The organism is Oryzisolibacter sp. LB2S, assembly GCF_040732315.1.
GTDB classification, from domain to species: domain Bacteria; phylum Pseudomonadota; class Gammaproteobacteria; order Burkholderiales; family Burkholderiaceae_C; genus Alicycliphilus; species Alicycliphilus soli.
The window spans coordinates 3,805,543-3,831,698 of record NZ_CP160388.1 but is presented as its reverse complement, the minus strand read 5'-3'; the positions used below and the strand labels follow the sequence as shown (position 1 = coordinate 3,831,698).

General features: G+C 70.4%; 23 protein-coding genes. 12 read left to right on the top strand and 11 right to left on the bottom strand.

What is annotated here, in order from left to right; translation table 11 throughout:
- Nucleotides 1-18: 18 nt before the first annotated feature.
- Nucleotides 19-2,001, bottom strand: a complete 1,983-nt coding sequence (locus tag ABUE11_RS17955) for a monovalent cation:proton antiporter-2 (CPA2) family protein (RefSeq protein ID WP_367066843.1) — start codon at nt 1,999-2,001, stop codon at nt 19-21.
- Nucleotides 2,002-2,048: 47 nt separating this feature from the next.
- Here ABUE11_RS17955 and ABUE11_RS17950 point away from each other — a divergent pair, with 47 nt between their 5' ends.
- Genes ABUE11_RS17950 through ABUE11_RS17935 form a run of 4 tightly spaced genes read left to right on the top strand, consistent with a single transcriptional unit; the run spans nt 2,049 to nt 5,030 of the window.
- Entirely contained in the window at nt 2,049-3,050 is a 1,002-nt protein-coding gene (locus ABUE11_RS17950) for a KpsF/GutQ family sugar-phosphate isomerase (RefSeq protein ID WP_367066842.1), read from the top strand.
- The gene (locus ABUE11_RS17945) at nt 3,050-3,622 is read left to right on the top strand and encodes an HAD hydrolase family protein (protein WP_367066841.1); all 573 of its coding nucleotides are present in this window, start codon (nt 3,050-3,052) and stop codon (nt 3,620-3,622) included. The genes ABUE11_RS17950 and ABUE11_RS17945 overlap by 1 nt, the downstream gene beginning before the upstream one ends.
- Nucleotides 3,619-4,242, top strand: coding sequence for an LPS export ABC transporter periplasmic protein LptC (gene lptC, locus ABUE11_RS17940; protein WP_367066840.1), 624 nt, complete (start codon nt 3,619-3,621; stop codon nt 4,240-4,242). Before ABUE11_RS17945 ends, lptC begins: the two co-directional genes overlap by 4 nt.
- Nucleotides 4,242-5,030 carry an SDR family oxidoreductase gene (locus ABUE11_RS17935; protein WP_367066839.1) on the top strand — a complete coding sequence of 263 codons (789 nt, stop codon included), beginning with the start codon at nt 4,242-4,244 and terminating at the stop codon, nt 5,028-5,030. Before lptC ends, ABUE11_RS17935 begins: the two co-directional genes overlap by 1 nt.
- Before the next feature lie 78 nt (nt 5,031-5,108).
- On the opposite strand, the gene ABUE11_RS17930 is transcribed toward ABUE11_RS17935, so the two are convergent.
- Entirely contained in the window at nt 5,109-5,549 is a 441-nt protein-coding gene (locus tag ABUE11_RS17930) for an RNA-binding protein (RefSeq protein WP_367066838.1), read from the bottom strand.
- A 239-nt stretch (nt 5,550-5,788) separates the two neighbouring features.
- Nucleotides 5,789-6,175: an RNA-binding protein gene (locus ABUE11_RS17925; RefSeq protein ID WP_367066837.1), complete on the bottom strand. Its 387-nt coding sequence runs from the start codon at nt 6,173-6,175 to the stop codon at nt 5,789-5,791.
- Nucleotides 6,176-6,490: 315 nt separating this feature from the next.
- Here ABUE11_RS17925 and ABUE11_RS17920 point away from each other — a divergent pair, with 315 nt between their 5' ends.
- From ABUE11_RS17920 to ABUE11_RS17900, 5 genes are all read left to right on the top strand, one after another.
- Complete coding sequence (locus ABUE11_RS17920; RefSeq protein ID WP_367066836.1) at nt 6,491-7,072, top strand: TMEM165/GDT1 family protein; 582 nt, start codon at nt 6,491-6,493, stop codon at nt 7,070-7,072.
- 134 nt (nt 7,073-7,206) lie between these two features.
- Entirely contained in the window at nt 7,207-8,409 is a 1,203-nt protein-coding gene (locus ABUE11_RS17915; RefSeq protein ID WP_367066835.1) for a homoserine O-acetyltransferase, read from the top strand.
- Nucleotides 8,406-8,990, top strand: coding sequence for a methionine biosynthesis protein MetW (gene metW / locus ABUE11_RS17910; protein ID WP_367066834.1), 585 nt, complete (start codon nt 8,406-8,408; stop codon nt 8,988-8,990). Before ABUE11_RS17915 ends, metW begins: the two co-directional genes overlap by 4 nt.
- Nucleotides 8,991-9,064: 74 nt before the next feature.
- Nucleotides 9,065-10,252, top strand: a complete 1,188-nt coding sequence (locus ABUE11_RS17905; protein ID WP_367066832.1) for a GGDEF domain-containing protein — start codon at nt 9,065-9,067, stop codon at nt 10,250-10,252.
- Between the two features lie 85 nt (nt 10,253-10,337).
- Nucleotides 10,338-11,801: a M20 family metallopeptidase gene (locus tag ABUE11_RS17900; RefSeq protein WP_367066831.1), complete on the top strand. Its 1,464-nt coding sequence runs from the start codon at nt 10,338-10,340 to the stop codon at nt 11,799-11,801.
- A 177-nt stretch (nt 11,802-11,978) separates the two neighbouring features.
- Here ABUE11_RS17900 and ABUE11_RS17895 read toward each other — a convergent pair whose 3' ends face one another.
- The 7 genes from ABUE11_RS17895 to ABUE11_RS17865 form a co-directional block, all read right to left on the bottom strand.
- Nucleotides 11,979-13,139 (bottom strand): hypothetical protein, encoded by a 1,161-nt coding sequence (locus ABUE11_RS17895; RefSeq protein WP_367066830.1) that lies wholly within the window; start codon nt 13,137-13,139, stop codon nt 11,979-11,981.
- Entirely contained in the window at nt 13,136-15,970 is a 2,835-nt protein-coding gene (locus ABUE11_RS17890; protein ID WP_367066829.1) for an ATP-binding protein, read from the bottom strand. Before ABUE11_RS17890 ends, ABUE11_RS17895 begins: the two co-directional genes overlap by 4 nt.
- A gap of 126 nt (nt 15,971-16,096) precedes the next feature.
- A complete protein-coding gene (locus ABUE11_RS17885; RefSeq protein WP_367066828.1) occupies nt 16,097-16,582 on the bottom strand; it encodes a GNAT family N-acetyltransferase in 486 nt (161 codons plus the stop codon).
- Between the two features lie 52 nt (nt 16,583-16,634).
- Nucleotides 16,635-17,306, bottom strand: a complete 672-nt coding sequence (locus ABUE11_RS17880) for a hypothetical protein (RefSeq protein WP_367066827.1) — start codon at nt 17,304-17,306, stop codon at nt 16,635-16,637.
- Nucleotides 17,299-18,681: a hypothetical protein gene (locus ABUE11_RS17875; protein WP_367066826.1), complete on the bottom strand. Its 1,383-nt coding sequence runs from the start codon at nt 18,679-18,681 to the stop codon at nt 17,299-17,301. The genes ABUE11_RS17880 and ABUE11_RS17875 overlap by 8 nt, the downstream gene beginning before the upstream one ends.
- Nucleotides 18,678-19,388 carry a 16S rRNA (uracil(1498)-N(3))-methyltransferase gene (locus ABUE11_RS17870; protein ID WP_367066825.1) on the bottom strand — a complete coding sequence of 237 codons (711 nt, stop codon included), beginning with the start codon at nt 19,386-19,388 and terminating at the stop codon, nt 18,678-18,680. The genes ABUE11_RS17875 and ABUE11_RS17870 overlap by 4 nt, the downstream gene beginning before the upstream one ends.
- A gap of 246 nt (nt 19,389-19,634) precedes the next feature.
- A complete protein-coding gene (locus tag ABUE11_RS17865; RefSeq protein ID WP_367066824.1) occupies nt 19,635-20,738 on the bottom strand; it encodes a phosphotransferase in 1,104 nt (367 codons plus the stop codon).
- 86 nt (nt 20,739-20,824) lie between these two features.
- On the opposite strand from ABUE11_RS17865, the gene ABUE11_RS17860 reads away from it, so the two are divergent.
- The 3 genes from ABUE11_RS17860 to rsmA are packed head-to-tail and all read left to right on the top strand — an operon-like array spanning nt 20,825 to nt 25,511.
- A complete protein-coding gene (locus tag ABUE11_RS17860) occupies nt 20,825-23,284 on the top strand; it encodes an LPS-assembly protein LptD (protein ID WP_367066823.1) in 2,460 nt (819 codons plus the stop codon).
- Between the two features lie 50 nt (nt 23,285-23,334).
- Nucleotides 23,335-24,711 carry a peptidylprolyl isomerase gene (locus ABUE11_RS17855; RefSeq protein WP_367066822.1) on the top strand — a complete coding sequence of 459 codons (1,377 nt, stop codon included), beginning with the start codon at nt 23,335-23,337 and terminating at the stop codon, nt 24,709-24,711.
- Nucleotides 24,712-24,722: 11 nt separating this feature from the next.
- Nucleotides 24,723-25,511 carry a 16S rRNA (adenine(1518)-N(6)/adenine(1519)-N(6))-dimethyltransferase RsmA gene (rsmA, locus tag ABUE11_RS17850; RefSeq protein ID WP_367066821.1) on the top strand — a complete coding sequence of 263 codons (789 nt, stop codon included), beginning with the start codon at nt 24,723-24,725 and terminating at the stop codon, nt 25,509-25,511.
- Between the two features lie 169 nt (nt 25,512-25,680).
- On the opposite strand, the gene ABUE11_RS17845 is transcribed toward rsmA, so the two are convergent.
- Nucleotides 25,681-26,106: a barstar family protein gene (locus ABUE11_RS17845; RefSeq protein ID WP_367066820.1), complete on the bottom strand. Its 426-nt coding sequence runs from the start codon at nt 26,104-26,106 to the stop codon at nt 25,681-25,683.
- Between the last annotated feature and the right edge of the window lie 50 nt (nt 26,107-26,156).

Sequence of the window (26,156 nt, the reverse complement as noted above, 5' to 3'; positions counted from 1 at the left end):
GGGCCGCGCAAAGTGTAATCAGCCGCGCAGCAGTTTCTCCTCGGCCAGGCTCAGCGCCGTGGGGTGGCCCGACAGCACCAGGGTGTCGCCCTCGGCCAGCGCGGCCACATCGTCGGGGGCGGACAGCCGGCCATTGGCGCGCCGCACGTTGATCAGCTGCGCGCCCATGGCGTGCAGCGGAAACTCGGCGAGTCGATGGCCCACGGCGGCCGCGCCCGGCGGCAGGGTGAGGGAGTACAGCCGCTCCTGGTCGCGCTCGGTGACAGTGTCGTCGTCGGCGCCGTGAAAGTAGCCGCGCAGCAGGCCGTAGCGCGCCTCGCGCTGATCCTGCACCAGGCGCAGCACGCGGCGCATGGGCACGCCCACCAGGGCCAGTGCGTGGCCGGCGAGCATCAGCGAGCCCTCGATGGCCTCGGGCACGACCTCGGTGGCGCCGGCGGCCTGCAGCCGGTCCAGATGGGTGTCGTCCTGCGTGCGCACCACCACCGGCACATGGGGTGCGTGGGCTCCGGCATGGCTGAGCACCTTGAGCGCCGCGGGCGTGTCCAGATAGGTGACGGCCACGGCCGCGGCGCGGCCCAGGCCCGCGGCCTTGAGCGCCTGCAGGCGCGTGGCATCGCCAAACACCACCGAGTCGCCCGCGGCGGCGGCCTGGCGCACGCGGTCGGGGTCCAGGTCCAGCGCCATGTAGGGGATGGCCTCGTGCTCGAGCATGCGCGCCAGGTTCTGGCCGCAGCGGCCATAGCCGCAGATCAGCACATGGCCACTGGTGTTGATGGCCTGGCGCGCGATGCTCGTCACCTGCAGCGATTGCTGCAGCCAGTCGCTCGCGACGAGCTTCATGACGATGCGGTTGCTGTACTGGATGAGGAACGGCGTCGCCAGCATGGACAGCACCATGGCAGCGAGCACCGGGTTCATGAGCGAGGGCTGCAGCAGGTCGTGCGTGCGCATCAGCGACAGCAGCACGAAGCCGAACTCGCCCGCCTGCGCCGCGTACAGCGCGGTGCGCAGCGACACACCTGTGGTGGCGCCCAGGCCGCGCGCCAGGGCGACGATGATGGCCGTCTTGAGCAGCAGCGGCGCGCTCAGCAGGACCAGCACCAGCGCCCAATGCTCCAGCAGCACATGCCAGTCGAGCATCATGCCCACGGTGATGAAGAACAGGCCCAGTAGCACGTCGTGAAACGGCCGGATGTCCGTGCCCACCTGGTGGCGGTACTCGGTCTCGGACACCAGCACACCGGCGATGAAGGCGCCCAGCGCCAGCGACAGCCCGGCGAGCTCGGTCAGCCAGGCCAGTCCCAGCGTGACCAGCAGCAGGTTGAGCATGAACAGCTCGTCGCTCTTGCGCCGCGCCACCAGGGTCAGCCACCAGCGCATCACGCGCTGCCCGCCCACGAGCAGCACGCCCACCAGCACCACGGCCTTGACGAGTGCCAGGCCCAGGGCCAGCAGCAGCTTGTCGGGGGAGGAGCCCAGGGCCGGGATCAGCACCAGGAGCGGCACCACCGCCAGATCCTGGAACAGCAGAATGCCCAGCACGCGCCTGCCATGTTCGCTCTCGAGCTCGCCGCGCTCGGCCATGAGCTTGACGACGATGGCCGTGCTGCTCATGGCCAGCGTGCCCGAGAGCGCCAGCGCCGTCTGCCAGCCCATGTCCCAGACGCCGCCCAGGCGCGCCAGCAGCAGCAGGCCAGCCGTGAACACCAACATGGACGCGAGTACCTGCAGCAGCCCCAGGCCGAACACATGGCGGCGCATGGCGCGCAGCTTGGGCAGGTTGAACTCCAGGCCGATGGTGAACATCAGGAACACCACGCCGAATTCACCCAGATGGCGCACGCCCTCGGAGTTCTGCGTGAGCGCCAGCGCATGCGGGCCGATCAGGATGCCGGCCGCCAGATAGCCCATCATGGGCGGCAGCTTGAGGCTGCGGCAGGCCACCACGCCCAGCACGGCGGCCAGCAGATACAGCAGCGTCAGCGCGAGTGAGGACATGCGCCATCCTAGCCGAGCGCCGGGTGGGCGGCCGATAGAATCCGCCCATGCTCGCAAGCTCCGCCGCCACATCGTCCTTCAATGCCGACCAGGCCCTGCGCCTGGGCCGTGAAACCTTCGACATCGAGGCCGCGGCCCTGCAATCCATGGCGCAGCGGCTGGGCCCGGTCTTCGTCCAGGCCGTCGAGCGGCTGCTCGCCACGACAGGGCGCGTGATCGTCATGGGCATGGGCAAGAGCGGCCATGTGGGGCGCAAGATCGCCGCCACGCTGGCCTCCACCGGCACGCCCTCGTTCTTCGTGCATCCGGCCGAGGCCAGCCATGGTGACCTCGGCATGGTCACCAGGGGCGACCTGGTGCTCGCCATCTCCAACAGCGGCGAGAGCAGCGAGATCACCGTGCTGCTGCCCATGCTCCGGCGTCAGGGTGTGGCGCTGATCGCCATGACCGGCGGCCTGCAGTCCTCGCTGGCACGCCATGCCGACCTCGTGCTCGACTGCAGCGTGGAGCGCGAGGCCTGCCCGCTGAATCTTGCGCCCACCACCAGCACCACCGTGCAGCTGGCCATGGGCGACGCGCTGGCCGTGGCGCTGCTGGACGCACGCGGCTTTCGCCCCGAGGACTTTGCGCGCTCGCACCCCGGCGGCGCGCTGGGCCGCCGGCTGCTGACCCATGTGCGTGACGTCATGCGCAGCGGCGAGCAGGTGCCGCGCGTGCCGCCCGAGGCCGACTTCAGCACGCTGATGCGCGAGATGAGCGCCAAGGGCATGGGCGCCGCCGCCGTGGTGGACGCGGCTGGTTACCCCGTAGGCATCTTCACTGATGGCGACCTGCGCCGGCGCATCGAGGCCGGCACCGACCTGCGCAGCATGAGCGCCCAGGACGTCATGCACGCCCACCCGCGCACCATTGCCGTCGATGCGCTCGCGGCCGACGCCGCCCAGCTCATGGAGCACCACTCCATCACCAGCGTGCTCGTCACCGACCCGCAGGGCTTGCTCGTGGGCGTGGTGCATATCGGCGACCTGATGCGCGCCAAGGTGATCTGATGACAGCCGCCACCGCCTTGCCCCCGCTGCAGCCGGCCCTGCAGTTTGCCCCCGAGCTGCTGCTGCGCGCCCAGGACGTGCGCGTGGCCTTCTTCGACGTCGACGGCGTGCTCACCGACGGCGGCCTGTACTTTTCCGAGGACGGCGAGACGCTCAAGCGCTTCAATACCCTGGACGGGCACGGCCTCAAGCTGCTGCAGCAGGCGGGCATCACGCCGGCCGTGATCACCGGGCGCGACTCGCCCGCGCTGCGCCTGCGCCTGAAGGCCCTGGGCGTGACGCATGCGCGCTTTGGCACCGAGGACAAGCGCCCCGCGGCCGAGGCCCTGCTGTCCGAGCTGGGCCTGGCCTGGCACCAGGCTGCCGCCATGGGCGACGACTGGCCCGACCTGCCCGTCATGCGCCGCGCGGCCCTGGCCTGCGCGCCCGCCCAGGCCCATGCCGAGGTGCGCGCCATCGCCCACCATGTTGCGGCGGCCGCGGCGGGCGCCGGTGCGGCGCGCGAGTTTTGCGACCTGCTGCTCGTCGCCAGCGGCCGCTATGCCGGCCTGCTCGCCAGGCACGCGGCATGACCGGGCCGCGCCGGGCGTGGGAGCGCCTGTCCATCTACCTGCCCGTGCTCCTCATGGGGCTGCTGGCGCTGGGCTCCTGGTGGCTGGTGCGCAACGCGCCGCAACCGCATCCGCCCGCCACCGAACGCCCGCCCCGGCATGAGCCCGATTACTTCATGCGCGACTTCACGGTGAAGAACTTCGACGCGGCGGGCCGGCTCGAGAGCGACATTCGCGGCACCATGGCGCGCCACTTTGCCGACACCGACACGCTGGAGATCGACGAGCCGCGCATGCGCTCGGTGAACGCCGAGGGCCGTGTGACCACGGCCAGCGCGCGGCGCGGCCTGTCCAACAGCGATGGCAGCGAGGTCCAGCTGTTCGGCAACGCCGTCGTCACGCGCGAGGCCATGGCCGGCACCGGGGGCAAGCCATTGCCGCGCCTGGAGTTTCGCGGCGAGTTCCTGCACGCCTGGGTCAACGAGGAGCGCGTGCGCTCCAACCAGCCGGTCACGCTCAGGCGCGGCACCGACACCTTCACCGCCGACAGCATGGACTACGACAACCTGGACCAGATCCTGAACCTGCGTGGGCGCGTGCGCGGCACGCTGATGCCGGCCCATCCGGCGCAGTCCCGTTGATGGCGCAGGCGCGGCCCCTGGTCTTCATCACCGGCGCCTCCAGCGGCATAGGCCAGGCGTTGGCCGCGCAGTACCTGCGCGCGGGCTGGCGGCTGGCCCTGGTGGCCCGCCGTGAACCTGCAATGAAATCATGGGCCGAGGCGCTTGGAGTAAGCGCGGACAGCTATTCAATATATAGTGCAGACGTCAGCCAGCCGGACAGCATCATCGCCGCCGGCCATGATTGCATCGCACGCCAGGGCCTGCCCGACGTGGTCATCGCCAACGCCGGCATCAGCATCGGCATGGACACCGCCGAGCGCGCCGACATCGACGTCATGGCGCGCATCCTGGCCACCAACAACCTGGGGCTGGCCGCCACCTTCCACCCGTTTGTCGCGGCCATGCGCCGGCGCGGCAGCGGGCGCCTGGTCGGCATCGGCAGCGTGGCCGGCATACGCGGCCTGCCGGGCCATGGCGCCTACTGTGCCAGCAAGGCGGCCGTGATCAGCTACTGCGAAAGCCTGCGCGGCGAGCTGCGCGGCAGCGGCGTGCGTGTGGTCACGATCTGCCCGGGCTATGTGGACACACCGCTGACGCGGCAGAACCGCTACGCCATGCCGTTCCTGCTGCCCGCCGAGGTGTTTGCCGCACGCGCCATCAAGGCCATCGAGGCGGGGGCGAGCTACCGCGTCATCCCGTGGCAGATGGGCATCGTCGCCAGGCTGCTGCGCGCCCTGCCCAATGCCTGGTTCGACCGCCTGCTGCAGGGGCGCCCGCGCAAGCATAGGCAGGACGCGGGCGTCTGAAAATGCAAAGGGCTCCCGCGGGAGCCCTCGACTGGCGATGCCGTGGGGCTTGGCAACCCCCTGGCATCACGGTTGATATCAGTAACCGCCGCGGTCGCCGCCGTAGCCGCCACCACCACCGTAGCCGCCACGGCCGCCGCCACCACCGCGCGGGCCGGAGCCATAGGGGCTGCGGAAGCCGCCTTCGCCACGACCACCGCCGCCCGCGCCACGGCCACCGCCGTAGCCGCCACCACCGCCGAAACCACCACCGCTGCGCGGGGGGCGGGGCTCCATGGGGCGGGCCTCGTTCACGACGATGCTGCGCCCACCCAGAGCCTGACCGTGCATGCCGTTGATCGCGGCCTGGGCCTCGGCATCACTGCCCATTTCCACAAAGCCAAAGCCTTTGGAGCGACCGGTGTCGCGCTCCATCATGACCTTGGCACTGGTCACTGCGCCGAACTGGCTGAAGGCCTGTTCCAGATCCTGGTCGCGCACCGAGTACGGCAGATTGCCGACGTAGAGCTTGTTGCCCATCAAGGGACTCCTGAAAAACGAATGGTTAGAGCAACGGAGTCCCGAACCCGCAGCCAGTTGATCACTAAGACGCCCTATGCGCGAAAACCGACGGATCACCGCAACGTCGACAAAGGGCATCCCCTTTGTCGACAGGGATTATGTTGCAAAACTCTTGCGCGAAGACAAGGGGGTTAGTGCGTGCATGTCGGTCATATGCCGCAAAAAAAAGGGCCTTGCGGCCCTTTGTCTGATCAAGATCAGTAGCTCGAACGGCCACCGCCGTAGCCGCCACCGTAGCCACCGCCGTCGCCGCGGCCACCACCGTAGCCGCCGCCATTGCGGCCACCGCCGTAGCCGCCGCCACCAAAGCCACCGCCGCTGCGCGGGGGGCGGGGTTCCATGGGGCGAGCCTCGTTGACCACCAGGTCACGGCCACCGTAGTTCTGGCCATGCGCGCCCTGGATGGCGGCCTGGGCCTCGGCCTCGCTGCCCATCTCGACAAAGCCGAAGCCCTTGGAGCGGCCGGTGTCGCGCTCCATCATGACCTTGGCGCTTTGCACCGCACCGAACTGGCTGAAGGTCTGCTCCAGATCGTGATCGCGGAAGGAGTAGGGCAGGTTGCCCACGTAAAGTTTGTTGCCCATGACGGGAATCCTAAAAAAATGATGAAACGCGATGGAGCCCGACGCAATCAACAAACCAGTGACGACTTCTAAGACGCGCAACTGACCAGACACCGCAAACCGCCTTGCTGCAGTGCAGAAAGGCGCGGCCATTATCAAGTATCCCCATGGCCGAAAAACGGGCACTTGTGCCGGCTAACAACACTTTTGAGGGTAATCACGGGTATTTTTGACATGCCGTGGCGCACGGTGGCCGCTCGATACAATGCCGCGGCCTCATGGGGACGCGCCTGCCTGCACGTGCCAATGGCCCGTGCACCAGCCACCGTGTTCATCATGGAAGCCTTTTTCATCTCCACCGCCATCGTTGCCCTCGCCGAGATGGGCGACAAGACCCAGTTGCTGTCGCTGGTGCTCGCGGCGCGCTATCAAAAGCCCTGGCCCATCGTGCTGGGCATCCTCGTAGCCACGCTGGCCAACCATGCCCTCGCCGGCGCCGCGGGCGCCTGGGTGACGACGGTGCTTGGGCCCCAGGCGCTGCGCTGGGTGCTGGGCCTGTCCTTCATCGCCATGGCCGTGTGGATGCTGATACCCGACAGGCTCGACGACGAGGAGAGTGAGGGCGCAGGCCCGCGCCTGGGCGTCTTCGGCACGACCGTGCTGGCCTTCTTCCTGGCCGAGATGGGCGACAAGACGCAGGTCGCCACCGTGATGCTGGCCGCTCAGTACCATGCCTGGCTGTGGGTGGTGGTCGGCACCACGCTGGGCATGATGCTGGCCAACGCGCCCGTGGTGTGGCTCGGCGACCGGCTGGTCAGGCGCGTGCCGATCCGCGTGGTGCACCTGGTTTCGGCCGTGATCTTCCTGGTGCTGGGGCTGCTGGCGCTGTTTGCGCCGCAGGCGACGCCTTTGGCATAATCGCCGCCAGACGCGCCGATTTGCACCGCTTGCGGGCGCTTTACAAATCCTGCTAAAGACGTGACCGATCGACCCGCCTGCACCCACCGCACGCACCGCACCCGGCCTCGTTTCTAGCGAAGCCGGGTTTTTTTATGTCGTTCATCGCCACACCGCAATCCATGCACTTTGCCGAGGCCCTGCCGCTTGCGTCGGGCGCCTCGATCCGTGACTACACCCTGGCCTACGAGACCTACGGCCGGCTCAATGCCGACAAGAGCAACGCCGTGCTCGTGTGCCACGCGCTCAACGCCTCGCACCATGTGGCGGGCGTCTACGAGGGCCAGCCCAGGAGCGAGGGCTGGTGGGACAACATGATCGGGCCGGGCAAGCCTGTCGATACCGACCGCTTCTTCGTCATCGGCATCAACAACCTGGGCTCATGCTTTGGCTCCACCGGCCCCATGCACACCAACCCGGACACGGGCGAGGTCTATGGCGCGGACTTTCCCGTGGTCACGGTGGAGGACTGGGTCAACGCCCAGGCGCGGCTGCTCGACCGCCTGGGCATCGACAGGCTGGCCGCCGTGCTGGGCGGCAGCCTGGGCGGCATGCAGGCCCTGTCCTGGACGCTGCAATACCCCGAGCGCATGCGCCACGCCGTGGTCGTGGCCAGCGCCCCCAACCTCACGGCCGAGAACATCGCCTTCAACGAGGTGGCGCGCCGCGCCATCGTCACCGACCCGGACTTTCACGGCGGGCATTTCTACCGCCATGGCGTAGTCCCCAAGCGCGGCCTGCGCATCGCGCGCATGATCGGCCACATCACCTACCTGTCCGACGATGTGATGAACGAGAAGTTCGGACGCAGTCTCAAGGCCCCCACGCTCCCCGCTGCGCGTGGTTCGCTGCCCCCCGAGGGGGCTGATCCGGCTCGGGGCGGCCCAGCGCCGGATCTGCGCGACTATCTGTTCAGCACCCAGGACATCGAGTTCCAGATCGAGAGCTATCTGCGCTACCAGGGCGACAAGTTCAGTGAGTACTTCGACGCCAACACCTACCTGCTCATCACGCGCGCGCTCGACTACTTCGACCCCGCGCGGCGCCATGGCGGGCGCCTGGCCCAGGCGCTGGCCGACGCGCGCGCCAAGTTCCTGCTCGTGAGCTTCACGACCGACTGGCGCTTCTCGCCCAAGCGCTCGCGCGAGATCGTGCAGGCGCTGCTGGAAAACCGCCGCGACGTGAGCTACGCCGAGATCGACGCGCCCCACGGACATGATGCGTTTTTGCTCGATGACGCCCGCTACATGAGCGTAATGCGCTCTTATTTCGATAGTATTTCCAAGGAGCAGCCATGAGCGACCACGCCACCATGCAAGCCATTGCGCGCCTGGTGCCCGAGGGCAGTCGCGTGCTCGACCTCGGCTGTGGCGACGGCGCCCTGCTCGACCTGTTGCAGCGCGAGCGCGGCTGCAGCGGCTACGGCATCGAGATCGCCGACGACAACGTGCTCGCCTGCGTGCGCCGCGGCGTCAACGTGATCCAGCTCAACCTCGACGAGGGCCTGGCCATGTTTGCCGACAACAGCTTCGACGTGGTGCTGCAGATCGACACGCTGCAGCATCTGCGCAACGCCGAGGTCATGCTGCGCGAGACCGCGCGCGTGGGCCGAAGCGGCATCGTCGCCTTCCCCAACTTCGCGCACTGGCCCAACCGCCTGTCGGTGCTGCGTGGCCGCATGCCCGTCACGCGCCGCCTGCCCTACCAGTGGTACGACACGCCCAACATCCGCGTGGGCACCTACAAGGACTTCGAGGTGCTGGCGCACAAGAACAAGCTGCGCATCCTCGACGCCTTCGGCCTGCAGGACGGGCGCGTGGTGCGCTGGCTGCCCAACGCCTGCGCCGGCACGGCGGTGTTCCGCTTCGAGCACGACTGATTTCCATCTGGTGCCCAACGCCGGACTGAGTTACAAAAGGAAGCTTCCGACACCACCGCCCTGCCGCGACTCCCATGCCGCCTCTCGATGTGCCCACCATGCTGCTGATGACCGCGGCGGCCTCGGCCACCATGGCCGGGGCATTGGCCGCCGTTCGGTCGCGCCGACGCGAGGGCATGGGCCCATGGGCGCTGGCCCTGGTGCTTCATACCGGTGCCTATGTGCTGTATGCGCTGCGCGGCGCGGCGCCGGACTGGGCCACCGTCGTGCTGGCCAATACCCTGCTGGCCGGCACCTTTGCCCTGGTGCTGGCCGCCGTGCAGCAGTTCCAGGGCAGATCCCTGCCGTGGCGCCGCATGCTCGTGCCGGTGCTGGTCACGGCCCTGCTGTTCACGCTTTTCATGAAGGACTACCGTGCCTGCGTCATCACGATCGGTCTGGTCGCACCGCTGCAGATTGCCCTGGTGCTGTGGGCCCTGTGGCGCCCGCAGCCTCCGGCGCAGCTGCGCGGCGTCTGGCTGGTGACGGCAGGGCTCACGCTCCAGGCCCTGCTGCTGGCGACGCGCAGCGTGCTCGCCATCGTCGGCGGCATTCCGTTGCAGGGCCTGCTGCGCGTCGACGGCCTGCAGGCGCCGATCTTCATGTCGGCGTTCATCGTCGTCATCCTTGCGTCGCTGGGCTACATCCTCATGACCAAGGACCGTGCCGAGGCCGACAACCGCTACTTCGCCGCGCATGACGGCCTGACCGGCCTGGTCAACCGGCGCGCCCTGGTGCGGGCCGCGCAGCGCGACGTGGCGCATGCCGTGCGCACGCACCAGCCCTATGCGCTGATGATGATGGACATAGACCACTTCAAGGCCATCAACGACCAACATGGCCACATGGCCGGAGACCGCGTGCTGTGCCATGTGGCCGAGTTGCTGCGCGCACGCCTGCGCGCGCAGGACATGGTGGGACGCTACGGAGGCGAGGAATTCGTCGTGCTGCTGCCCGGCACGGCGCTGCACGACGCCGTGGTGCTGGCCGAAGTCCTGCGCAGCGCCGTGGAGCAGGCTCCGGCCATGCATCAGGACCAGCCCATCGCGGTCACGCTGAGCATAGGCGTCTGCGGCGGCCGGCCCGACCATGCGGACGCCTGGGACGCCCTGCTGCGCGACGCCGACCGCGCGCTCTACAAGGCCAAGCGGGCAGGGCGCAACCGCGTCGACTGCCTGCCCCTGGCGCATGGCATGCCCGAACCCCTTACCGCCGTTGCGTAAGGAACCGCGCAGCCCGCAGGGCTGCGGGCGCTGGCGTATCCTGCATGTCTTGCGCTCCGTCACAGAACCCGCCACCGAACTTGCCATGAACGCCCGCCTGCCCGCCACCGCCCTGGACCCTGCCCTCGCGCTCGAACGCCTGAGCCGCGCGTGGGACGAGGACATCGTGCACCAGCTCACCGACTACATCCGCATTCCCGCCAAGTCGCCCGGCTTCGCACCCGACTGGCGCGAGCTCGGCCACATCGAGACCGTGGTGCGCAACGCCGCCCAATGGGTCGAGGCGCAGAAGGTCGAGGGCCTCACGCTCGAGGTCGTGCGCCTGCCCGGCCGCACGCCCGTGCTGTTCTTCGAGGTCGCGGCCACCCGGCCACAGTCCACGCAGACCGTGCTGATGTACGGCCACCTGGACAAGCAGCCCGAGTTCGAGGGCTGGCGCGCCGACTTGGGCCCCTGGACGCCGAAGTACGAGGACGGCCGGCTCTACGGCCGCGGCGGCGCCGACGACGGCTACGCGGTCTACGCCAGCATCGCCGCCGTGCAGGAATTGAAGCGCCAGGGCGTGCCCCACCCGCGCATCGTCGGCCTGATCGAGACCTGCGAGGAAAGCGGCTCGGCCGACCTGCTGCCCTATATAGACGCGCTCAAGAGCCGCCTGGGCGACGTGGCCCTGGTCATCTGCCTCGATTCGGGCGCCGGCAACTACGACCAGCTGTGGCTCACCACCAGCCTGCGCGGCATGGCCAGCGGCACGCTGAAGGTCGAGATCCTGACCGAGGGCGTGCACTCGGGCGACTCCTCGGGCCTCGTGCCCTCGTCATTTCGCATCATGCGCATGGTGCTCGACCGGCTGGAGGACTCGGCCACCGGGCGCCTCCTGCCCGCCAGCTTTCACTGCGAGGTGCCGGCCGACCGTCTGGCCCAGGCCCGGGCCACGGCCGCCATCCTCGGCGACGAGGTCTACAAGCGCTTCCCCTGGGCCCATGCCGACTGTGGCGGCAGCACGGTGTTCGCCCTGCCCACCACGCAGGACCCGGTGCAGGCGCTGCTCAGGCGCACCTGGGAGCCCACCTTGAGCGTCACCGGCGCCGAGGGTTTCCCCTCGCTGCAGAACGCGGGCAACGTGCTGCGCCCCTACACCGCCTTCAAGCTCAGCCTGCGCCTTCCGCCGCTGGTGGACGCGGCCGCCAGCGTGCAGCAGCTCAAGACCCTGCTGGAGGACAACGCGCCCTACCAGGCCAAGGTCACCTTCACGCCCGACCATGCGGCCAGCGGCTGGAACGCCCCGGCCATCACGCCCTGGTTCGAGCAGGCGCTGAATGCCGCCAGCCAGGCGCATTTCGGCGCCCCCTGCGGCTACATCGGCCAGGGCGGCACGATTCCGCTCATGAACATGCTGAGCCAGGGCTTCCCCACGGCGCAGATGATGGTCTGCGGCGTGCTCGGCCCCAAGAGCAACGCCCATGGCCCGAACGAATTCCTGCATGTGCCCTATGCCAAGCGCCTCACCGCGGCCGTGGCCCAGGTGATGGCGGCGATGCCGGGCTGAGTTCATGACTCCCTCTCCCGCTGGCGGGAGAGGGCCGGGGTGAGGGGGCTTTGCCATGGGCCGTGCGCCCCAAACAACCCCTCACCCCCGCCCTCTCCCCCAAGGGGGCGAGGGAGTGAAAACAGGCGCCAATCATGCGCAGCGCGCGGTCTTGCCGGCAAGATGCCGGCGCTCCCGTCAGAGCCACGCCTCCTGCTCGGCCTTGCGTCCGGTCGCGCGCAGGTCGGCGCACAGGCGCGCAAGGGGCTCGGGCAGGTCGGCGCGGGCCTGCAGGCGCTCGAGCCACTGGCCGTCCTCGGCCGTCAGGGGGATCGCCGGGGCGTTTTCCCAGTCGCTGCGGTCCATGCGGTAGGGCTGCCAGGGCAGGCCGGCCGCGTTCCACAGCGCGCCCGCGGTGAGGGCGATGGCCACGCCCGCAGGGTCTGGGTCGCAGCTGATCTGCGCCGGCGCGGGCGCTGCGGCGATCAGCCAGGCCATGGCCTGCTGCCAGCTCGTCGGCGGCTGGCCGGGCAGCCAGATCACGCAGGTTCCGGGCGCGGCGCTCAAGGCCTGGCGCTCGAAGCTCGCGCGGTTCTCGATCAGCCAGTAGCGCTCGGGTGCCAGCGCCTCGGTGGGCGCGGCAAACAGCTCCACGGGCAGGCCGCACAGCCGGGCCGCGGACACGTCCACGCGGCCCTGGGGGACTTGCAGCGAGAGCGTGCCGCCCAGCCACAGCAGCTGCGCAAAGCGCGCAATGCCGCGCGCCGCCAGATCGACATGGCGCGCCAGCCAGTCCCATTCGCCGGCACTGATGGCCTTGGTCTGGCCGCGCGCGAACTGGGCAAAGTCGCGCTGCAGGCCAAAGCGCTGCTCGGCCTGCCAGTCGGCCAGCGCCTGCAGGAGCTGCAGGCGCGCGCGGCGCGTGGCCTCGGCGTAGCGGCCGGTGGCAAGGTCTTGCACGGCGCCCTGCAGCCAGGGGGCGTGCAGCGCCAGCGCATCGGCCTCGCGCTCCAGCGCCCGCTGGTCGGCCGCGCGCGTGGCCGCGTCGCGCAGGCCCAGCGCCTGCTGCAGGGCGGCCAGGTCGGCCCAGACGATGTGCTCCACCTGCCACTGCCCGCGGGCCAGGCGCTCCCTGACCTGCAGCGCGCCGCAGGCCAGCAGTTGCTCGCGCAGCGCGTCGGCCAGCTCCAGCCGGTCGGGGCCGGCCGCGTCCAGCAGCGTCTGCCAGCGGCGCTGGCCGGCGTCGCCGCGCAGCCAGTCGCGCAGCAGCGCCTGTTGCGCCGGGCGCAGCGCGGCCACGGCCTGCAGGCTGGCCGCGCCCCAGGCGCCGGCGCCGCGCGTGCGCAGGCGGCCGCTCATGCGCTGATCGGCGCGAGCTGCGGCACGCCGCGCCGCTTGGCCACGGCGATGGGCGGGGCCCAGCGGCTGCCGGCGGGTTTCTTGCTCGTCACCAGCGTGATCTCGGCGGGCTCGAAGACCTCCAGGTTGTGCGTGATCGGCGTCGTCAGCACGTATTGCGCGCGCGTGCTGCGCAGAAAGTGGCCCACAAGCTGGATGTTGCGCACGTCCAGGTGGGCGAAGGGCTCGTCGATGAACACGAAGCCGCCCGAGCCGCTCTCCTCGTCCTTGAGCAGGCCCACGAGCAGGATCAGCGACTTGATGACCTGCTGCCCGCCCGAGGCCTCGCCGTCGTTCAGGCCGATCTGGCCCTTGCCGTCGAAGGCGAAGTGGACTTTCAGGCCGGCCTGGGCCAGCACATGGTCGTCGTTGTCCAGCAGCGGCAGCTCGGCCGCCACCTCGACGCCCGCGAGCTGGCCCAGCTCCTGGATGTTGCGCCGGTAGCGGCGCACGGTGGAGCGCAGCACCTCGATGTAGCTGGCGCGGGCGTTGAGCACGGCGGTCTCGGCCTGGGCGTTTTTCACCTGGTGGTCGGACAGGCTCGCGGCCTGCTCGCGCACCGTCACGTCCATGCGGCGGTGGCGCTCCTCTACCGTGCCGTCCTGCTCCCACTGCACCTGCTCAAGCTCCTGCTCGACGGCCTGCAGGCGCAGCTGGGCCTGCCTGGCGTTGTCGTACTGGTCCACGAGCTCGGCGATCTGCGCGGGTGCGATCCAGCGCGGCGGAAACTGCGCGCGCTGCGTCTGGCTGCGCGCGCAGGCCTCGAGATGCTGGCGCCGGCGCACGCTCCAGTCCTGCGCGGCGCGCTCGCTGTCGCTGCGCTGGCGCGCGAGCTGCGCCTCCAGGCGTTTGTGCTCCTCGGCAAACGCGCGGTGGCGGTCGTGGGCGCGGCCGGCCTCCTGCTCGAGCTGCTGCCAGCGCGTGGCGGCGGCCACGCGCGCCTGCCTGGCCGCGGGCAGCTGGGCGCGCGCCTGGGCAAACTCGTCGCTGCGCCGCGCCAGCTCCTCGGCGGCGCTGTGGCCCTCCAGGGCGCGGCGCGTGTCGGCCATCTGGCGCTTGAGCGCGAGCAGGTCGTCCTGCAGCGGCGCGAGGCGGGCGTCGAGCGCGGCGATCTCGCGCTCGAGCGCCTGGCGGCGCGACTGCACGGCCGCGGCGCCGAATTGGTAATGCTGCGGCTCCACCCAGACCGAGCGTGCGCCGCGTCCGTCGTGCATATAGGCCTGGGGCGTGATCCACTGCCCGCCCAGGCGCTTGCCCTCCTGTGGGCCCTCCACGCAGCGCAGCTGCTGCAGCTGCTGCACCAGCCAGCGCGGCACGGGCGCGGTGAACTTGACATGGGCGGCCAGCGTGCCGGCCTCGCCCTTGATGGCCGGCTCGCCCGGGCCGACGATGTAGTGGCGATAGCGCTGGCGCTCGCCTATCTCCCAGGCCTGGGCCAGGTCGGACTCCCTGTCCAGCAGCACCACCCAGCGCTGGCCGCGCAGCACGCCCTCGATGGCGGCGCGCCAGCGCTCGTCGCGCACCTCGACCACCTCGGCCACCAGGCGGTGGCCCATGCCCTCGCCGGCCAGCGCGCGGCGCATCTGCTGCACATCGGGCGGGGGCGGCGGCAGGCGCTGGCCGTCGAGCTGCGCAAGCTGCGCGGCCGCCTGCTTGCGCTGTGCCAGCAGCGCGCCATGGGCGTCCTGAAGCTCGCCCGCGCGCTGCTCCAGCTGGGCCAGATGGGCCTGCAGCGCGTCGGCGTCGCTGCCCTTGTCGACCAGGGCCAGCAGCTCCTGCTCGCGCTGGGCAAGCTTTTCCAGTGGCACCTCGTGGCGCTGAGCCTCGTCGAGCCGGGTGCGCGCCTGGTCGCGCTCCTTGAGCAGCGCGTCGGCCTGCTGCTCGGCGCGCGCGGCCTCATCCAGCAGATGCAGCAGGCGCTTGTTGTGCACGGCCTGATCGGCCAGGGCCGCGCGGTGCTGCGCCTTCTGGCGGCGAAGATCGCGCGCATGCTGGGCCAGCTGCTGGCGCTGGCCCCACCAGTCGAGCACGGGCAGCACCTCGGTGGCCAGGCGCTCGCGCTCGGCGAGTTTGAGCCGCCAGCTCTTGTAGCTGGTCACGCGGTGCTGCAGCTCGGCCAGCTGGGCGCGGCTGTGGTCGAGCTCATGCTCGGCCTGCGCCATCTCGCGCGCGAGCTGCTGCTGGTGCTCGCGCGCCTGGTCGTAGGCGTCGAGCACCTGCTGGTCGCCAAACACGTCGAACACCAGGCGCAGGAGCTCGCGCGGCGAGAGCTCGCACAGCCGGTCGGTCTGGCCCTGCTCGAGCGAGAGCACGCGCGCAATCGCCGGCGACAGCCCGGCCGCGCCCAGCACCCGGCCCCAGGCCTCCACGCCCAGGTAGCCCAGGTCCTTGTCGGGGCGCTCGGCCAGCTCCTCGATGCCCACGTCGCCGTCGAGCAGGCAGTAGCGCCGCTGCCAGTCGCCGCCGTTACGGTCGATGCGGCAGGCCAGCGTGACCTGGTCGCCATACAGCAGGCGGCGCGCAAATGGGCGGCTCGAGGTCTGGCGCCCCTGCGGCCGGTTGTCCACCACCGCGCGCAGCCAGGCCGTCTGCGCCCCGGCGTGGCGCGCATAGGTGCGCCAGTCGCGCGGGCTGGAGCAGCGCAGCCCCAGCAGCGTGCGCAGCGCATCGAGCAGCGTCGTCTTGCCCGAGCCATTGGGCCCGGCGATGGTGATGATGGACGCATCCAGCGGCAGCGAGACGCGCTGGCAGTAGTCCCAGTGGACCAGTTCTAGGGTTTGCAGGTGGAACACGGGTACTTCAAAAACAAGAGCTGTTCGCGCTTGTCAGATAAGCGCGAACGACCAAAAACATCTCAAACTCTGCTGGGGCGGCGGTGCACCGAACCGAGGGCCGGCGCTGGCGCTGGCGGGAGCAGGCTATTGTCCATCGCCACCGTCCCGCCCCAGCTCCTTGCGCATCAGCGCATTGGCAAACTGCACACCGCGCAGCGTGACCACGCGCCGCTCTTGCACCACAAAGCCATGGCGGGCAAAAAAGGCCTGCGCCGCCAGGCTGACATGCGAGCGCATGGCAGCGCAGCCCTGCCGGCGCGCCTGCCGCTCCAGATGCGCGAGCAGCGCTGCGCCAACGCCGCGACGCGCATGCTGCGGCGCGACGAAAAACTGGTCGATATGGCCCGAGGGCTGCAGGTCGGCAAAGCCGGCGATGCGGCCGTCCACCTCGCACACCCAGGGCCGGTTGTCCGCCAGGCGCCGCGCCCAGGCGGGTGCATCGTGCTCGCGCGGCGCCCAGGTGTCGATCTGCTCGGGCGTGTAGAAGCGCGCCGCCAGCTCCCGCACCGAAGACTCGAACACCTGGCGCAGCGCGGGCGCGTCGGCGGGGGCGTAGGGGCGGATATTCACGGCGCGGGCTCCACGGAGGCTGGAGTACTTTTGAATTGATAGCTGGTCGCACTTATTGGTCGGGCGCTAGAGCCTGATTTGGCTCCAACTCCTGCGCCGCCTTCTCCCGCGCCAGCACATCCGCCAGGGCCCCGTCCAATATCCGCGGCGCGAGCACGTCGTAGTCCAGCAGCACGTCCAGCAGTGGCCCCTCGGCAATCTCGTCCTGGCGGCGCAGGATGAAGCCGTGGCGCTCCAGCAGTTTCAGGTTGGCATCCAGGCGCAGCTTCTTGCCGAGCTGCGCGCCGTAGTCCTCGAGCAGCGCCTTGTACGACAGCACGGGGCTGGTGCTGGCGGCGTCGGGCAGGGGGCGGGCTGCGGGGAAGAAGTCGCTTTGCCCGGGCTCGGCCATGGCCTGGCGGCTGGTCTGGCGTTCGCGTTTCGGTAAAACGATGAGCGCCCACAGCACGATGAGCAGCGCCTGCGCATCGCGCGGCAGCTCCAGGTTGTTGTTGGCGCCCACGCCGGCCTCGCCGAGCACGGCGTTCTGCGCGGCGGGCAGCAGGGCCAGGCCGACATGGTCGGCGTAGATGCTGTCCATGAAGCGCAGGCCGACCTGGGCCAGGCGCTGCTCGACCTGGGCGAAGAGTTCGGCGTCGACCAGGGCGCGCTTGACCAGGCGGTGGCTGCGCGGCAGCCAGCGGCGGGCCAGCAGTTCGGAGATCAGGAGGGCGGCGTCATCCATCGTGCGGGGGCTCCAGGGGTTGGTCGGCGGGCACCAGCTGGCCCAGGGTGAGCAGCGCGATCTCGTCGTGGGCGAGCGCGGCGGCCTCGGCCTGCCAGGCGACGCGCCAGGGCTGGCGCGCGAGGGCCCCGGTGGCGCCGGGCAGTACGGCGGCCTGGGGGTCGCCCAGGAGCGGCATGAGCTGCGCCTTGTAGGCGAGCTGGGCGTAGCGCGTGGCGGCGGGGCGTGGGCCGAGCAGGGCGTCGGCAATGGCGCGCGCGGCGGGTGGGCCGCCGGCGGCGCCGTCCTCGGCGCTCCAGGTGGCCAGCAGGTGGTTGAGGTCGTGCAGCTCGCGCGGCAGGGCGACGGCGGCCAGGGTGCCGGGCGGGGCCTCCTGCGCGCCGGGCAGGGCCTCGGCCTGCGGGGCGCTGGGGCGGTCGCGCTCGAATTCGGCCTCGGTCACGTCGGCCAGCTCGTGCGGCGCGAGCGCGTGGGCAAAGGCCGGGCGCGCCAGGGCGCCGGCAAGCAGGCCGTGCAGCGCGCCCTGGTGCTGCAGCCAGCGCTTGACGTCGGTGCTGGTGATGCCCGTGGTGCCCAGGGTGACGCGCTGGCGGTCGGCCTGCTGCAGCGCGCGGTTGAACTGGCTGGCCATGGCCAGGAGGCGCGACTGCGCCTGGCCCAGGCCGCGCGCGGCGCGCTCGAGCATGAGGTGGCCCTCGGGCCCCTGGGCGCGGGCGATGATGGCGGCGATGGCTTCGGACGCGCGGTCGATCAGCAGGGCGGCGCGGTCGTAGCGCGAGCGCGCCTGGCGCAGGCGAAATTCCGAACCGCTGGCGATGGCATCGGCAAACGCGCCGTGCAGGCGCTGCAGCTGGGCGTGCAGCAGCTGCAGCTGCTGCGCGTCCACGTTGCCGAGCTGGTTGGCGCCCACCACCTGGCCGAGCAGCGCGGCCAGCTCGCCGCCGTCCTCGTCCTCGGCCGGGGCGGCGAGCAGCGGCGCCAGCAGCCCGGCCATGCGCTGGGCCAGCGCGGGCAGCTGGTAGGCGCGCGCGGCCTCGTCCCATTCGAGCAGCTGTACGTCGCGCAGTCGCTTGAGCGCGGTCTCCAGCGCCTCGGGGCGCAGGGTGTGGAACAGCTCGTCGATCTGCTCACGCGAGAGCAGCGCCTGGCCCTGCGAGGCCAGCGTCAGAAACACCCACAGGCGCAGCTGCACCAGGGCCTGGGGGCCGTGGAACAGGCCGCTGAGCGCCTGGGTCAGCGCCTGCTGGCGCGTGAGCTGCCACAGCAGGGGGGAGTCGACGGCGGCGTCGCCCGCGGCCTGGGCGTCGCGAAAGAACTCGGCCAGCAGGGACGGGGCCTCGCCCTCGCCCGCGATGTCGAACGGCGCCTCGCTCATAGCGCGAGCAGCGACAGCGCCGCGACGGAGGCGGTTTCGGCGCGCAGCACGCGCGCGCCCAGGCTGGCCGGGGCAAAGCCGGCGGCCAGGGCCGCGTCTTCCTCCTGGGCGGTCAATCCACCCTCGGGGCCGTGCAGCACCCAGACTGCGTCGGTATCGCCGGCAGCCTGCACCAGCGGCCGGCTGCCCGCGCGCAGCGACAGCACGAGGCGCGCGTCCCGCTGCGGGGCCTGGGCCAGCGCCTCGGTCAGGGCCAGGGGGACGCCGACGGCTGGCACGCGGTTGCGCCCGCATTGCTCGCAGGCGGCGACGGCTATGGCCTGCCAGCGCTCGCGGCGGCGGGCGGCGCGCTCGCCGTCGAGCCTGAGCACGCTGCGCGCCGTGAGCACCGGCCAGATGCCGGCGGCGCCCAGCTCCGCAGCCTTTTCCACGAGCCAGTCCATGCGCTCGTTGGCCGGCATGCCGACGATGAGGTGCACGGCGCGCGGGCTCTCGCGCTCCACGGGCGTATGTGCGCCCAGCTCCACGTCCACGTCGGAGCGGCCCATGCGCGTGATGGTGGCGCTCCACTCTCCCCCCTCGCCGTTGAACAGCGTGAGCTCGTTGCCCGGCTGCAGGCGCAGCACCTGCACATGGCGTGCGGCCGTGGGCGGCAGCGTGATCTGGGCGCCGGGGGCCAGGGGCAGGGGGCAGTAAAAGCGGGGCATTGCTTGTCTGAGGTTCAGGTGAGGGGTGGGGCGGCGCAAGCCATCGTCATCCCCGCGCAGGCGGGGATCCACGGCGGTGAGCCGCCGCCTGGGTGATGCCTGGATCCCCGCCTGCGCGGGGATGACGGGGTGGAGGGCCTTGCATGCCTTGGCGAGGTGCATCAGCGCATGGCACTGGACTCTTCTCAAAAAGCATAGCTGTCCGCGCTTTTTGGATAAGCGCTGGCGTCCATTTTGATGCCTGATTTACACCCGCCCAAAGGCATAGCCCATGGCCGCCTGCGTGCCCTCGATCTGGTCCACCAGGCGCAAGAGCGGCGCGAGCTCGCGGTAGCGCGCGCAGGTCTGGCGCATGTAGGCGATGAAGCGTGGCGTGTCGGCCAGGTACTTGGGCTTGCCGTCGCGCAGCGTCAGGCGCGCGAAGATGCCGGCCACCTTGAGGTGGCGCTGCAGCGCCATGAAGTCCACGGCGCGGTAGAACTCGCCGAAGTCCGCGCCCCAGCCACTGGGGCTCGCCGCGCCCAGCAGGCCGGCCTTGCGGGCCTTTTCCCAGTAGCGCACGGTGATGTCGATGACGAAGTCCTCTTCCCAGCTGATGAAGGCGTCGCGCATCAGGCTGGCGATGTCGTAGGTGATGGGGCCGTAGACGGCGTCCTGGAAGTCGAGCACGCCAAGGCGACCATCCGCACCGATCATGAGGTTGCGCATCATGAAGTCGCGGTGCACGTAGACGCTGGGCGCGGCCAGGTTCTGGGCGACGATGGCGTCGAAGGCCCGCGCCAGGCTGACCTGCTGCACCTCGTCGAGCCGCACCTCGCGGTGGCGCGCCACGTACCAGTCGGGAAACAGCTGCAGCTCGCGGCGCAGCAGCGCCTCGTCATAGGCGGGCAGCACGCCCTCGCGGCTGGCGCGCTGCCAGTCGATGAGCAGGTCCACGGCCTGCAGATACCAGGCCTGGGCCTCCTGGGGCCGGGCCGGGTCCAGGCGCTCTATGACCGTCTGGCCGCCGAGGTCGGACAGCAGCATGAAGCCATGGGCCTCGTCCCAGGCGTGGATCTGCGGCACGCGCAGGCCGGCGGCCTGCATCAGGCCTTGCACGTGGACGAAGGGGCGGCAGTCCTCCTTGTCGGGCGGGGCGTCCATGACGATCAGGCTCGCGCCCTGGGCGTCGTCGATGCGCAGGTAGCGCCTGAAGCTCGCGTCGGCGGACGCCGGACGCAGGCTCGCGGGGTGCAGGCCCCGCGCGGCGGCCAGTGGCGCCAGCCAGGCCTCGAAGGCGGATTGGCGGGCGGGGTCGTTCCAGTGCACGGCGCTGGCGCCGCCGGGTGGGGTGGGGAGGGGGTGGCTCATGGATAATCCGATTTTACAAACCCGGTGCGTACCGACCGGGTGGCCCGCGGCGCCGGCCTGCTGCGCGCCGCCGCCCCTCGCAATCCATGGATCGTCTCTTCTTGTCTCACGCCCAGCCTGCCCGTCAGCCCTTGCACCATGCCGCGCCGCTGCCGCCGCGCCGCGCGCTGGCGCGCCTGGCCGCGCTGATGCTGTGCGGCGTCCCGCTGGCCGTGCTGGCCCAGACCGAGGCCGAGGAGCCACCGGCGCCGCCGCTGCGCAGCAGCCCGCGCCTGCAGGAGAGCGTGCCGGCGGACATCCGCTCGCAGCTGCCGGTGTTCGTGCGCGGCGACCATGTCACGGGCCAGCCCGACATCAGCGCCACCATCGAGGGCAACGCCGAGCTGCGCCGCGGCGACACCGTGATCCATGCCGACCGCATGGACTACGACGTGGTCGAGGACCTGGCCAAGGCGCGCGGCCATGTGCGCATCAACCGCGCGGGCAACCGCTACGAGGGCACGGAGCTGGACCTGCGCGTCGATGCCTTCAAGGGCTTCTTCAGCGACGCGCGCTACCGCTTTCTGGAGACCCAGGCGCATGGCGAGGCCTCGCGCGTGGACTTTCTCGATTCCGACCGCTCGGTGGTGCACGACGCGACCTACACCACCTGCCAGCGTGACGACGAGCGCACCTGGCAGCCCGACTGGATATTGCGCGCCAAGACCATCCACCTGGACCGCGCCGAGGACACGGGCGTGGCCGAGGACGGGGTGCTCGAGTTCAAGGGTGTGCCCATACTGCCGGTGCCGCACATCAGCTTTCCGCTGTCGGACCGGCGCAAGTCCGGCCTGCTGCCGCCCACCATAGGCCTGGACAGCGTGAGCGGGCTGGAATACCTGCAGCCCTATTACTGGAACATCGCGCCCAACCGCGATGCGACCATCACCCCCATGATCATGACGCGGCGCGGCGTGGGCGTGGCTGGAGAGTTCCGCTACCTGGAGCCGCGCTACAGCGGCGAGCTCACGGCCAGCTACATGCCCGGCGACCGGCTGCGCGACCGCGACCGCTGGTCCTACGGCCTGCGCCACCGCGCGACGCTGGACACCCCCGTGGGCGACGTGGGGCTGAACGTCGACATGAAGCGCGTGAGCGACGACAACTACTGGCGCGACTTCTCCTCGCGCATCAGCGGCCTGGGCGACGCCAGGCTGGGCGCGGCGGACAACCAGCTCGCCCAGCGCCTGCTGCCGGGCGATGCCTCGCTCAACTGGGGGCGTGGCGACCACAGCCTGAGCCTGCGCGCGCTCAAGTGGCAGACCCTGCAGGACCCCACGTCCCCCATCACCCCGCCCTACGACCGCCTGCCCCAGCTGCACTGGCGCTATGCGCCCACGCAGCTGCCCGCGGGCCTGGACCTGACGGTGGACGCGGACCACACGCGCTTCGAGGCGCCGCTGGGCTTCTACACCCAGCCCAACGGCCGGCGCAGCTATGCGGTGGCACAGATCAGCCGGCCCTTCCTGGCGCCGGCCGGCTTCATCACGCCGCGCCTGCAGCTGCACGCCACGCAGTACGAGCTCGACGGCCCGCTGATCAATGGCCAGCGCCGCGCCAGCCGCAGCCTGCCCACCTTCAGCCTGGACAGCGGCCTGGTGTTCGAGCGCGATGCCAAGCTCTTCGGCGGCAGCTACCTGCAGACGCTGGAGCCGCGCGCCTTCTACACCTACACGCCCTACCGCGACCAGAGCATGCTGCCGGTGTACGACACGGCGGCCAACGACTTCAACTTCGCCTCGATCTACACCGAGAACGCCTTCGGCGGCAATGACCGCATCGCCGACAACAACCTGCTCACGCTGGGCGTGACCACGCGCCTGCTGCACGAGGAGACCGGGGCCGAGGCCGCACGCTTTGGCATCGCGCAGCGCCTGCGCTTTGCCGACCAGAAGGTGACGCTGCCGGGCGGCACGGTGGTGAGCGACCGGCTGTCGGACGTGCTGCTGGGCGCGGGCCTGAACTGGACGCCGCAATGGGGCTTCGACTCCACCGTGCAGTACAACCACAAGACCGGGCGCTCGCTGCGCACGACCATGGCCCTGCGCTATTCGCCGGGCGCCTACCGCACGGTCAACCTGGCCTACCGCATGCAGAAGATCACGGACCTGATCACCGTGCCCAGCGAGCAGGTCGACCTGGGCTGGCAATGGCCGCTCAACGACCTGTGGGGAGACCGCGGCAGCGTGGGCGACAAGGGCCGCAGCGGCGGGCGCTGGTACAGCGTGGGCCGGCTCAACTACAGCCTGCAGGACCGCAAGCTCGTGGACACCATCGTCGGCCTCGAGTACGAGAGCTGCTGCTGGATTGGCCGCGTGGTGCTCGAGCGCCTGCAAAGCAGCGTCGTGTCCTCCAGTTCACGCCTGATGTTCCAGCTGGAGTTCCGTGGCTTCTCGCGCCTGTCCTTCGGCTCCAACCCGCTGTCCACGCTGCAAAGCTATGTGCCGGGCTACCGCTATCTGGGCGACAACGTGAGCACGCCCAGCCGATTCAGCCAATACGATTGAACGCATCGCGCAGCCGCGATGCACCTTGCACCATGAATGCTTCCTACGCCATGAAACACCGTGTCCTGCCCCTGGCCCTGGCCTGCCTGACGGCGCTGGCCGCCCAGGCCCAGGGGCTCAGGCCCTCGGCCGGCGCCGGCGCCATGCGGCTGCCCTCGCCCGCCAACGTGCTGCCGCCCGCGGGCGGCAGCACCGGCGTGCGCCAGGCCGACTTCATCGTCGCCGTGGTCAACTCCGAGCCCATCACCAACAACGAGGTGGTGCAGCGCGCCGAGCGCGTGGCGCAGCAGCTCGCGGGCCAGGGCGTTGCCATGCCGCCGCATGCGCAGCTGCTCAAGGAGGTGCTCGAGCGCCTGATCCTCGAGAAGATCCAGGTCCAGCTGGCCAAGGAGGCGGGCATCAAGGTCGATGACTACGCCATCGACCAGGCCGAGCAGTCCGTGGCCCGGCAGAACGACATCAGCGTGCAGGAGATGCACCGGCGCCTGGCGCAGGACGGCGTGAGCAAGGAGCGCTTCCGTGACGATCTGCGCAACCAGCTGCTCGCCGTGCGCGTGCGCGAGCGCGAGGTCGATGCGCGCGTGCGCGTGAGCGACCTGGAGGTCGATCAATACCTGCGCGAGCAGCAGAAGGACGCCGCGCCGGGCCGCATGGAGCTGAACCTCGGGCATATCCTGGTCAAGGTGGCCGAGAACGCCAGCCCCGAGGAGGTGGCGCGGCGCCTCGAGCGTGCCCAGGAGGTGGTGGACAAGCTCGCCGGCGGCGCCGACTTCATCGCGCTGGCGCGCGAATACTCCGACGCGCCCGAGGGCGCGGGCGGCCCCGTGCTGGGCATGCGCCCGGCCGACCGCTATCCCGAGCTGTTCGTCAATGCCGTGCAGCAGGCGGCCGTGGGCACGGTGGTCGGGCCGCTGCGCTCGCCCGCGGGCTTTCACATCCTGAAGGTGGTGGACCGGGGCCAGGGCGGCGTGCCCACCGTGGCCATACAGAACCATGCGCGCCACATCCTGCTGCGCGTGGGCGCCGGCCTGTCCGAGCGCCAGGCCGCGGCGCGCCTGGAGGAGATGCGCGAGCGCGTGCTGCGCGGCCAGGCCGACTTCGCCACGCTGGCGCGCGAGTATTCGCAGGACGGCAGCGCCAAGAGCGGGGGCGATCTGGGCTGGGCCGGCCCGGGCCGCTATGTGCCCGAGTTCGAGCAGGCGCTCGATGCCCTGAGGCCCGGCGAGATCAGCCAGCCCGTGGTGTCGCGCTTCGGCGTGCACCTGATCGAGCTGCTCGAGCGCCGCGAGGCCAAGCTCACGCAGCGCGAGCAGCGCGACATGGTGCGCGACACCGTGCGCGAGAAAAAGCTCGAGGAGGCCTTCACCACCTGGATCCAGGAGGCGCGCGGCCGCGCCTACGTGGAATACCGCGACGCACCGCAGTGACCTCGCCGCCCATGAAGCACATCGCACGCAAGCGCTTCGGCCAGCATTTCCTCAGCGACCCCGGCATCATCGACGCCATCGTGCGCGCCATCGCGCCGCGCCCGGGCCAGCCCATGGTGGAGATCGGCCCGGGCCTGGCGGCGCTGACCCAGCCGCTGGTCGAGCGCCTGGGGCGGCTCACGGTGATCGAGCTCGACCGCGACCTGGCCCTGCGCCTGCGCCAGCACGGCCAGCTCGACGTCATCGAATCCGATGTGCTGAAAGTGGACTTTACGCAGGTGGCGCAAGCGCTGGCAGCTACAAAAATCAGAGTCGTGGGCAACCTGCCCTACAACATCTCCACGCCCATACTGTTCCATCTGCTGGACCATGTGCAGGTCGTGGAGGACCAGCATTTCATGCTGCAGAAGGAGGTCATAGACCGCATGGTGGCCCAGCCCGCCACGGCGGCCTATGGGCGCCTGTCGGTCATGCTGCAGTGGCGCTACGCCATGGAGGATGTGCTGTTCGTGCCGCCCGAGAGCTTCGACCCGCCGCCCAGGGTGGACAGCGCCGTGGTGCGCATGCTGCCCCACGCCGAGCCCGCGGCGGTGGACGTGGCGCTGCTGTCGGAGCTGGTGCAGGTGGCCTTCAGCCAGCGGCGCAAGCTGCTGCGCCACAGCCTCGGGCAGTGGCTGGACGCGCGCGGCTATGGCGGCGACTTCGACACCCGGCGCCGCGCCGAGGAGGTGCCGGTGCAGGACTATGTGCGGCTGGCGCAGGAGATCGCGCCGCCTGGTCAGGCGGCTGCCAGCCAGTAGCCGGCGTTGAACGGGCTGCTCATGCGCAGCGCCAGCGGGGAGATGTCCACCAGCTTGTCCGTGGGCATCTTCTCGCCTGAGATGTCCATCTCTATTTCTATGGCCTGGGAGGCGGCGCCATGGTGCGCCACATCAGCCCGTTCCGCCTGGCCGGCGGATGCGGAACGGGCTACAGAAAAGAATAGAAGCAGCGGAAGGCGATCTTGCGGTCGCTCCAGTAGTCGGCCGCGTCGCGGAAGATGTCCAGCAGCTGCTCGCGCGCTTCCTTGTCGAACTTCACGGTCGCCGGGATCTGGTCGAGCACGACGACAAAGCCCGGTTGCGGGCCCGACTTGTGCAGCGGGTCGGTCATGCAGTCGTACAGCGCATCGAAGTTCTTGCCGAAATGCGCCGGAAAGGTGAACTGCGTGGCAATCAGCTCCAGCACATCCTGCTTGGTCTGCGCATGCGCCAGGTTGGCGTACAGGAAGTGGTGGCCCAGCAGGCGCGCCGCCTCCTGCAGGTCGTGCACGCGATAGGCGCGTATCGACTGCACGATGTTGGGACGTACGCCGCGCAGCAGCGAGTCCTGGTCTTTACGAAGTGGCGTTTCCATCTCCGTTGCTCTTTCTCTTAGAGATCCACGAATCGAAGCGTCCGCAGCCG

What these genes read in the sequence shown, in the direction of transcription:
- ABUE11_RS17955 (WP_367066843.1), bottom strand. Translation starts at nt 2,001, where the DNA reads ATGTCCTCACTCGCGCTGACGCTGCTGTATCTGCTGGCCGCCGTGCTG.
- ABUE11_RS17950 (WP_367066842.1), top strand. Translation starts at nt 2,049, where the DNA reads ATGCTCGCAAGCTCCGCCGCCACATCGTCCTTCAATGCCGACCAGGCC.
- ABUE11_RS17945 (WP_367066841.1), top strand. Translation starts at nt 3,050, where the DNA reads ATGACAGCCGCCACCGCCTTGCCCCCGCTGCAGCCGGCCCTGCAGTTT.
- lptC (WP_367066840.1), top strand. Translation starts at nt 3,619, where the DNA reads ATGACCGGGCCGCGCCGGGCGTGGGAGCGCCTGTCCATCTACCTGCCC.
- ABUE11_RS17935 (WP_367066839.1), top strand. Translation starts at nt 4,242, where the DNA reads ATGGCGCAGGCGCGGCCCCTGGTCTTCATCACCGGCGCCTCCAGCGGC.
- ABUE11_RS17930 (WP_367066838.1), bottom strand. Translation starts at nt 5,549, where the DNA reads ATGGGCAACAAGCTCTACGTCGGCAATCTGCCGTACTCGGTGCGCGAC.
- ABUE11_RS17925 (WP_367066837.1), bottom strand. Translation starts at nt 6,175, where the DNA reads ATGGGCAACAAACTTTACGTGGGCAACCTGCCCTACTCCTTCCGCGAT.
- ABUE11_RS17920 (WP_367066836.1), top strand. Translation starts at nt 6,491, where the DNA reads ATGGAAGCCTTTTTCATCTCCACCGCCATCGTTGCCCTCGCCGAGATG.
- ABUE11_RS17915 (WP_367066835.1), top strand. Translation starts at nt 7,207, where the DNA reads ATGTCGTTCATCGCCACACCGCAATCCATGCACTTTGCCGAGGCCCTG.
- metW (WP_367066834.1), top strand. Translation starts at nt 8,406, where the DNA reads ATGAGCGACCACGCCACCATGCAAGCCATTGCGCGCCTGGTGCCCGAG.
- ABUE11_RS17905 (WP_367066832.1), top strand. Translation starts at nt 9,065, where the DNA reads ATGCCGCCTCTCGATGTGCCCACCATGCTGCTGATGACCGCGGCGGCC.
- ABUE11_RS17900 (WP_367066831.1), top strand. Translation starts at nt 10,338, where the DNA reads ATGAACGCCCGCCTGCCCGCCACCGCCCTGGACCCTGCCCTCGCGCTC.
- ABUE11_RS17895 (WP_367066830.1), bottom strand. Translation starts at nt 13,139, where the DNA reads ATGAGCGGCCGCCTGCGCACGCGCGGCGCCGGCGCCTGGGGCGCGGCC.
- ABUE11_RS17880 (WP_367066827.1), bottom strand. Translation starts at nt 17,306, where the DNA reads ATGGATGACGCCGCCCTCCTGATCTCCGAACTGCTGGCCCGCCGCTGG.
- ABUE11_RS17875 (WP_367066826.1), bottom strand. Translation starts at nt 18,681, where the DNA reads ATGAGCGAGGCGCCGTTCGACATCGCGGGCGAGGGCGAGGCCCCGTCC.
- ABUE11_RS17870 (WP_367066825.1), bottom strand. Translation starts at nt 19,388, where the DNA reads ATGCCCCGCTTTTACTGCCCCCTGCCCCTGGCCCCCGGCGCCCAGATC.
- ABUE11_RS17865 (WP_367066824.1), bottom strand. Translation starts at nt 20,738, where the DNA reads ATGAGCCACCCCCTCCCCACCCCACCCGGCGGCGCCAGCGCCGTGCAC.
- ABUE11_RS17860 (WP_367066823.1), top strand. Translation starts at nt 20,825, where the DNA reads ATGGATCGTCTCTTCTTGTCTCACGCCCAGCCTGCCCGTCAGCCCTTG.
- ABUE11_RS17855 (WP_367066822.1), top strand. Translation starts at nt 23,335, where the DNA reads ATGAAACACCGTGTCCTGCCCCTGGCCCTGGCCTGCCTGACGGCGCTG.
- rsmA (WP_367066821.1), top strand. Translation starts at nt 24,723, where the DNA reads ATGAAGCACATCGCACGCAAGCGCTTCGGCCAGCATTTCCTCAGCGAC.
- ABUE11_RS17845 (WP_367066820.1), bottom strand. Translation starts at nt 26,106, where the DNA reads ATGGAAACGCCACTTCGTAAAGACCAGGACTCGCTGCTGCGCGGCGTA.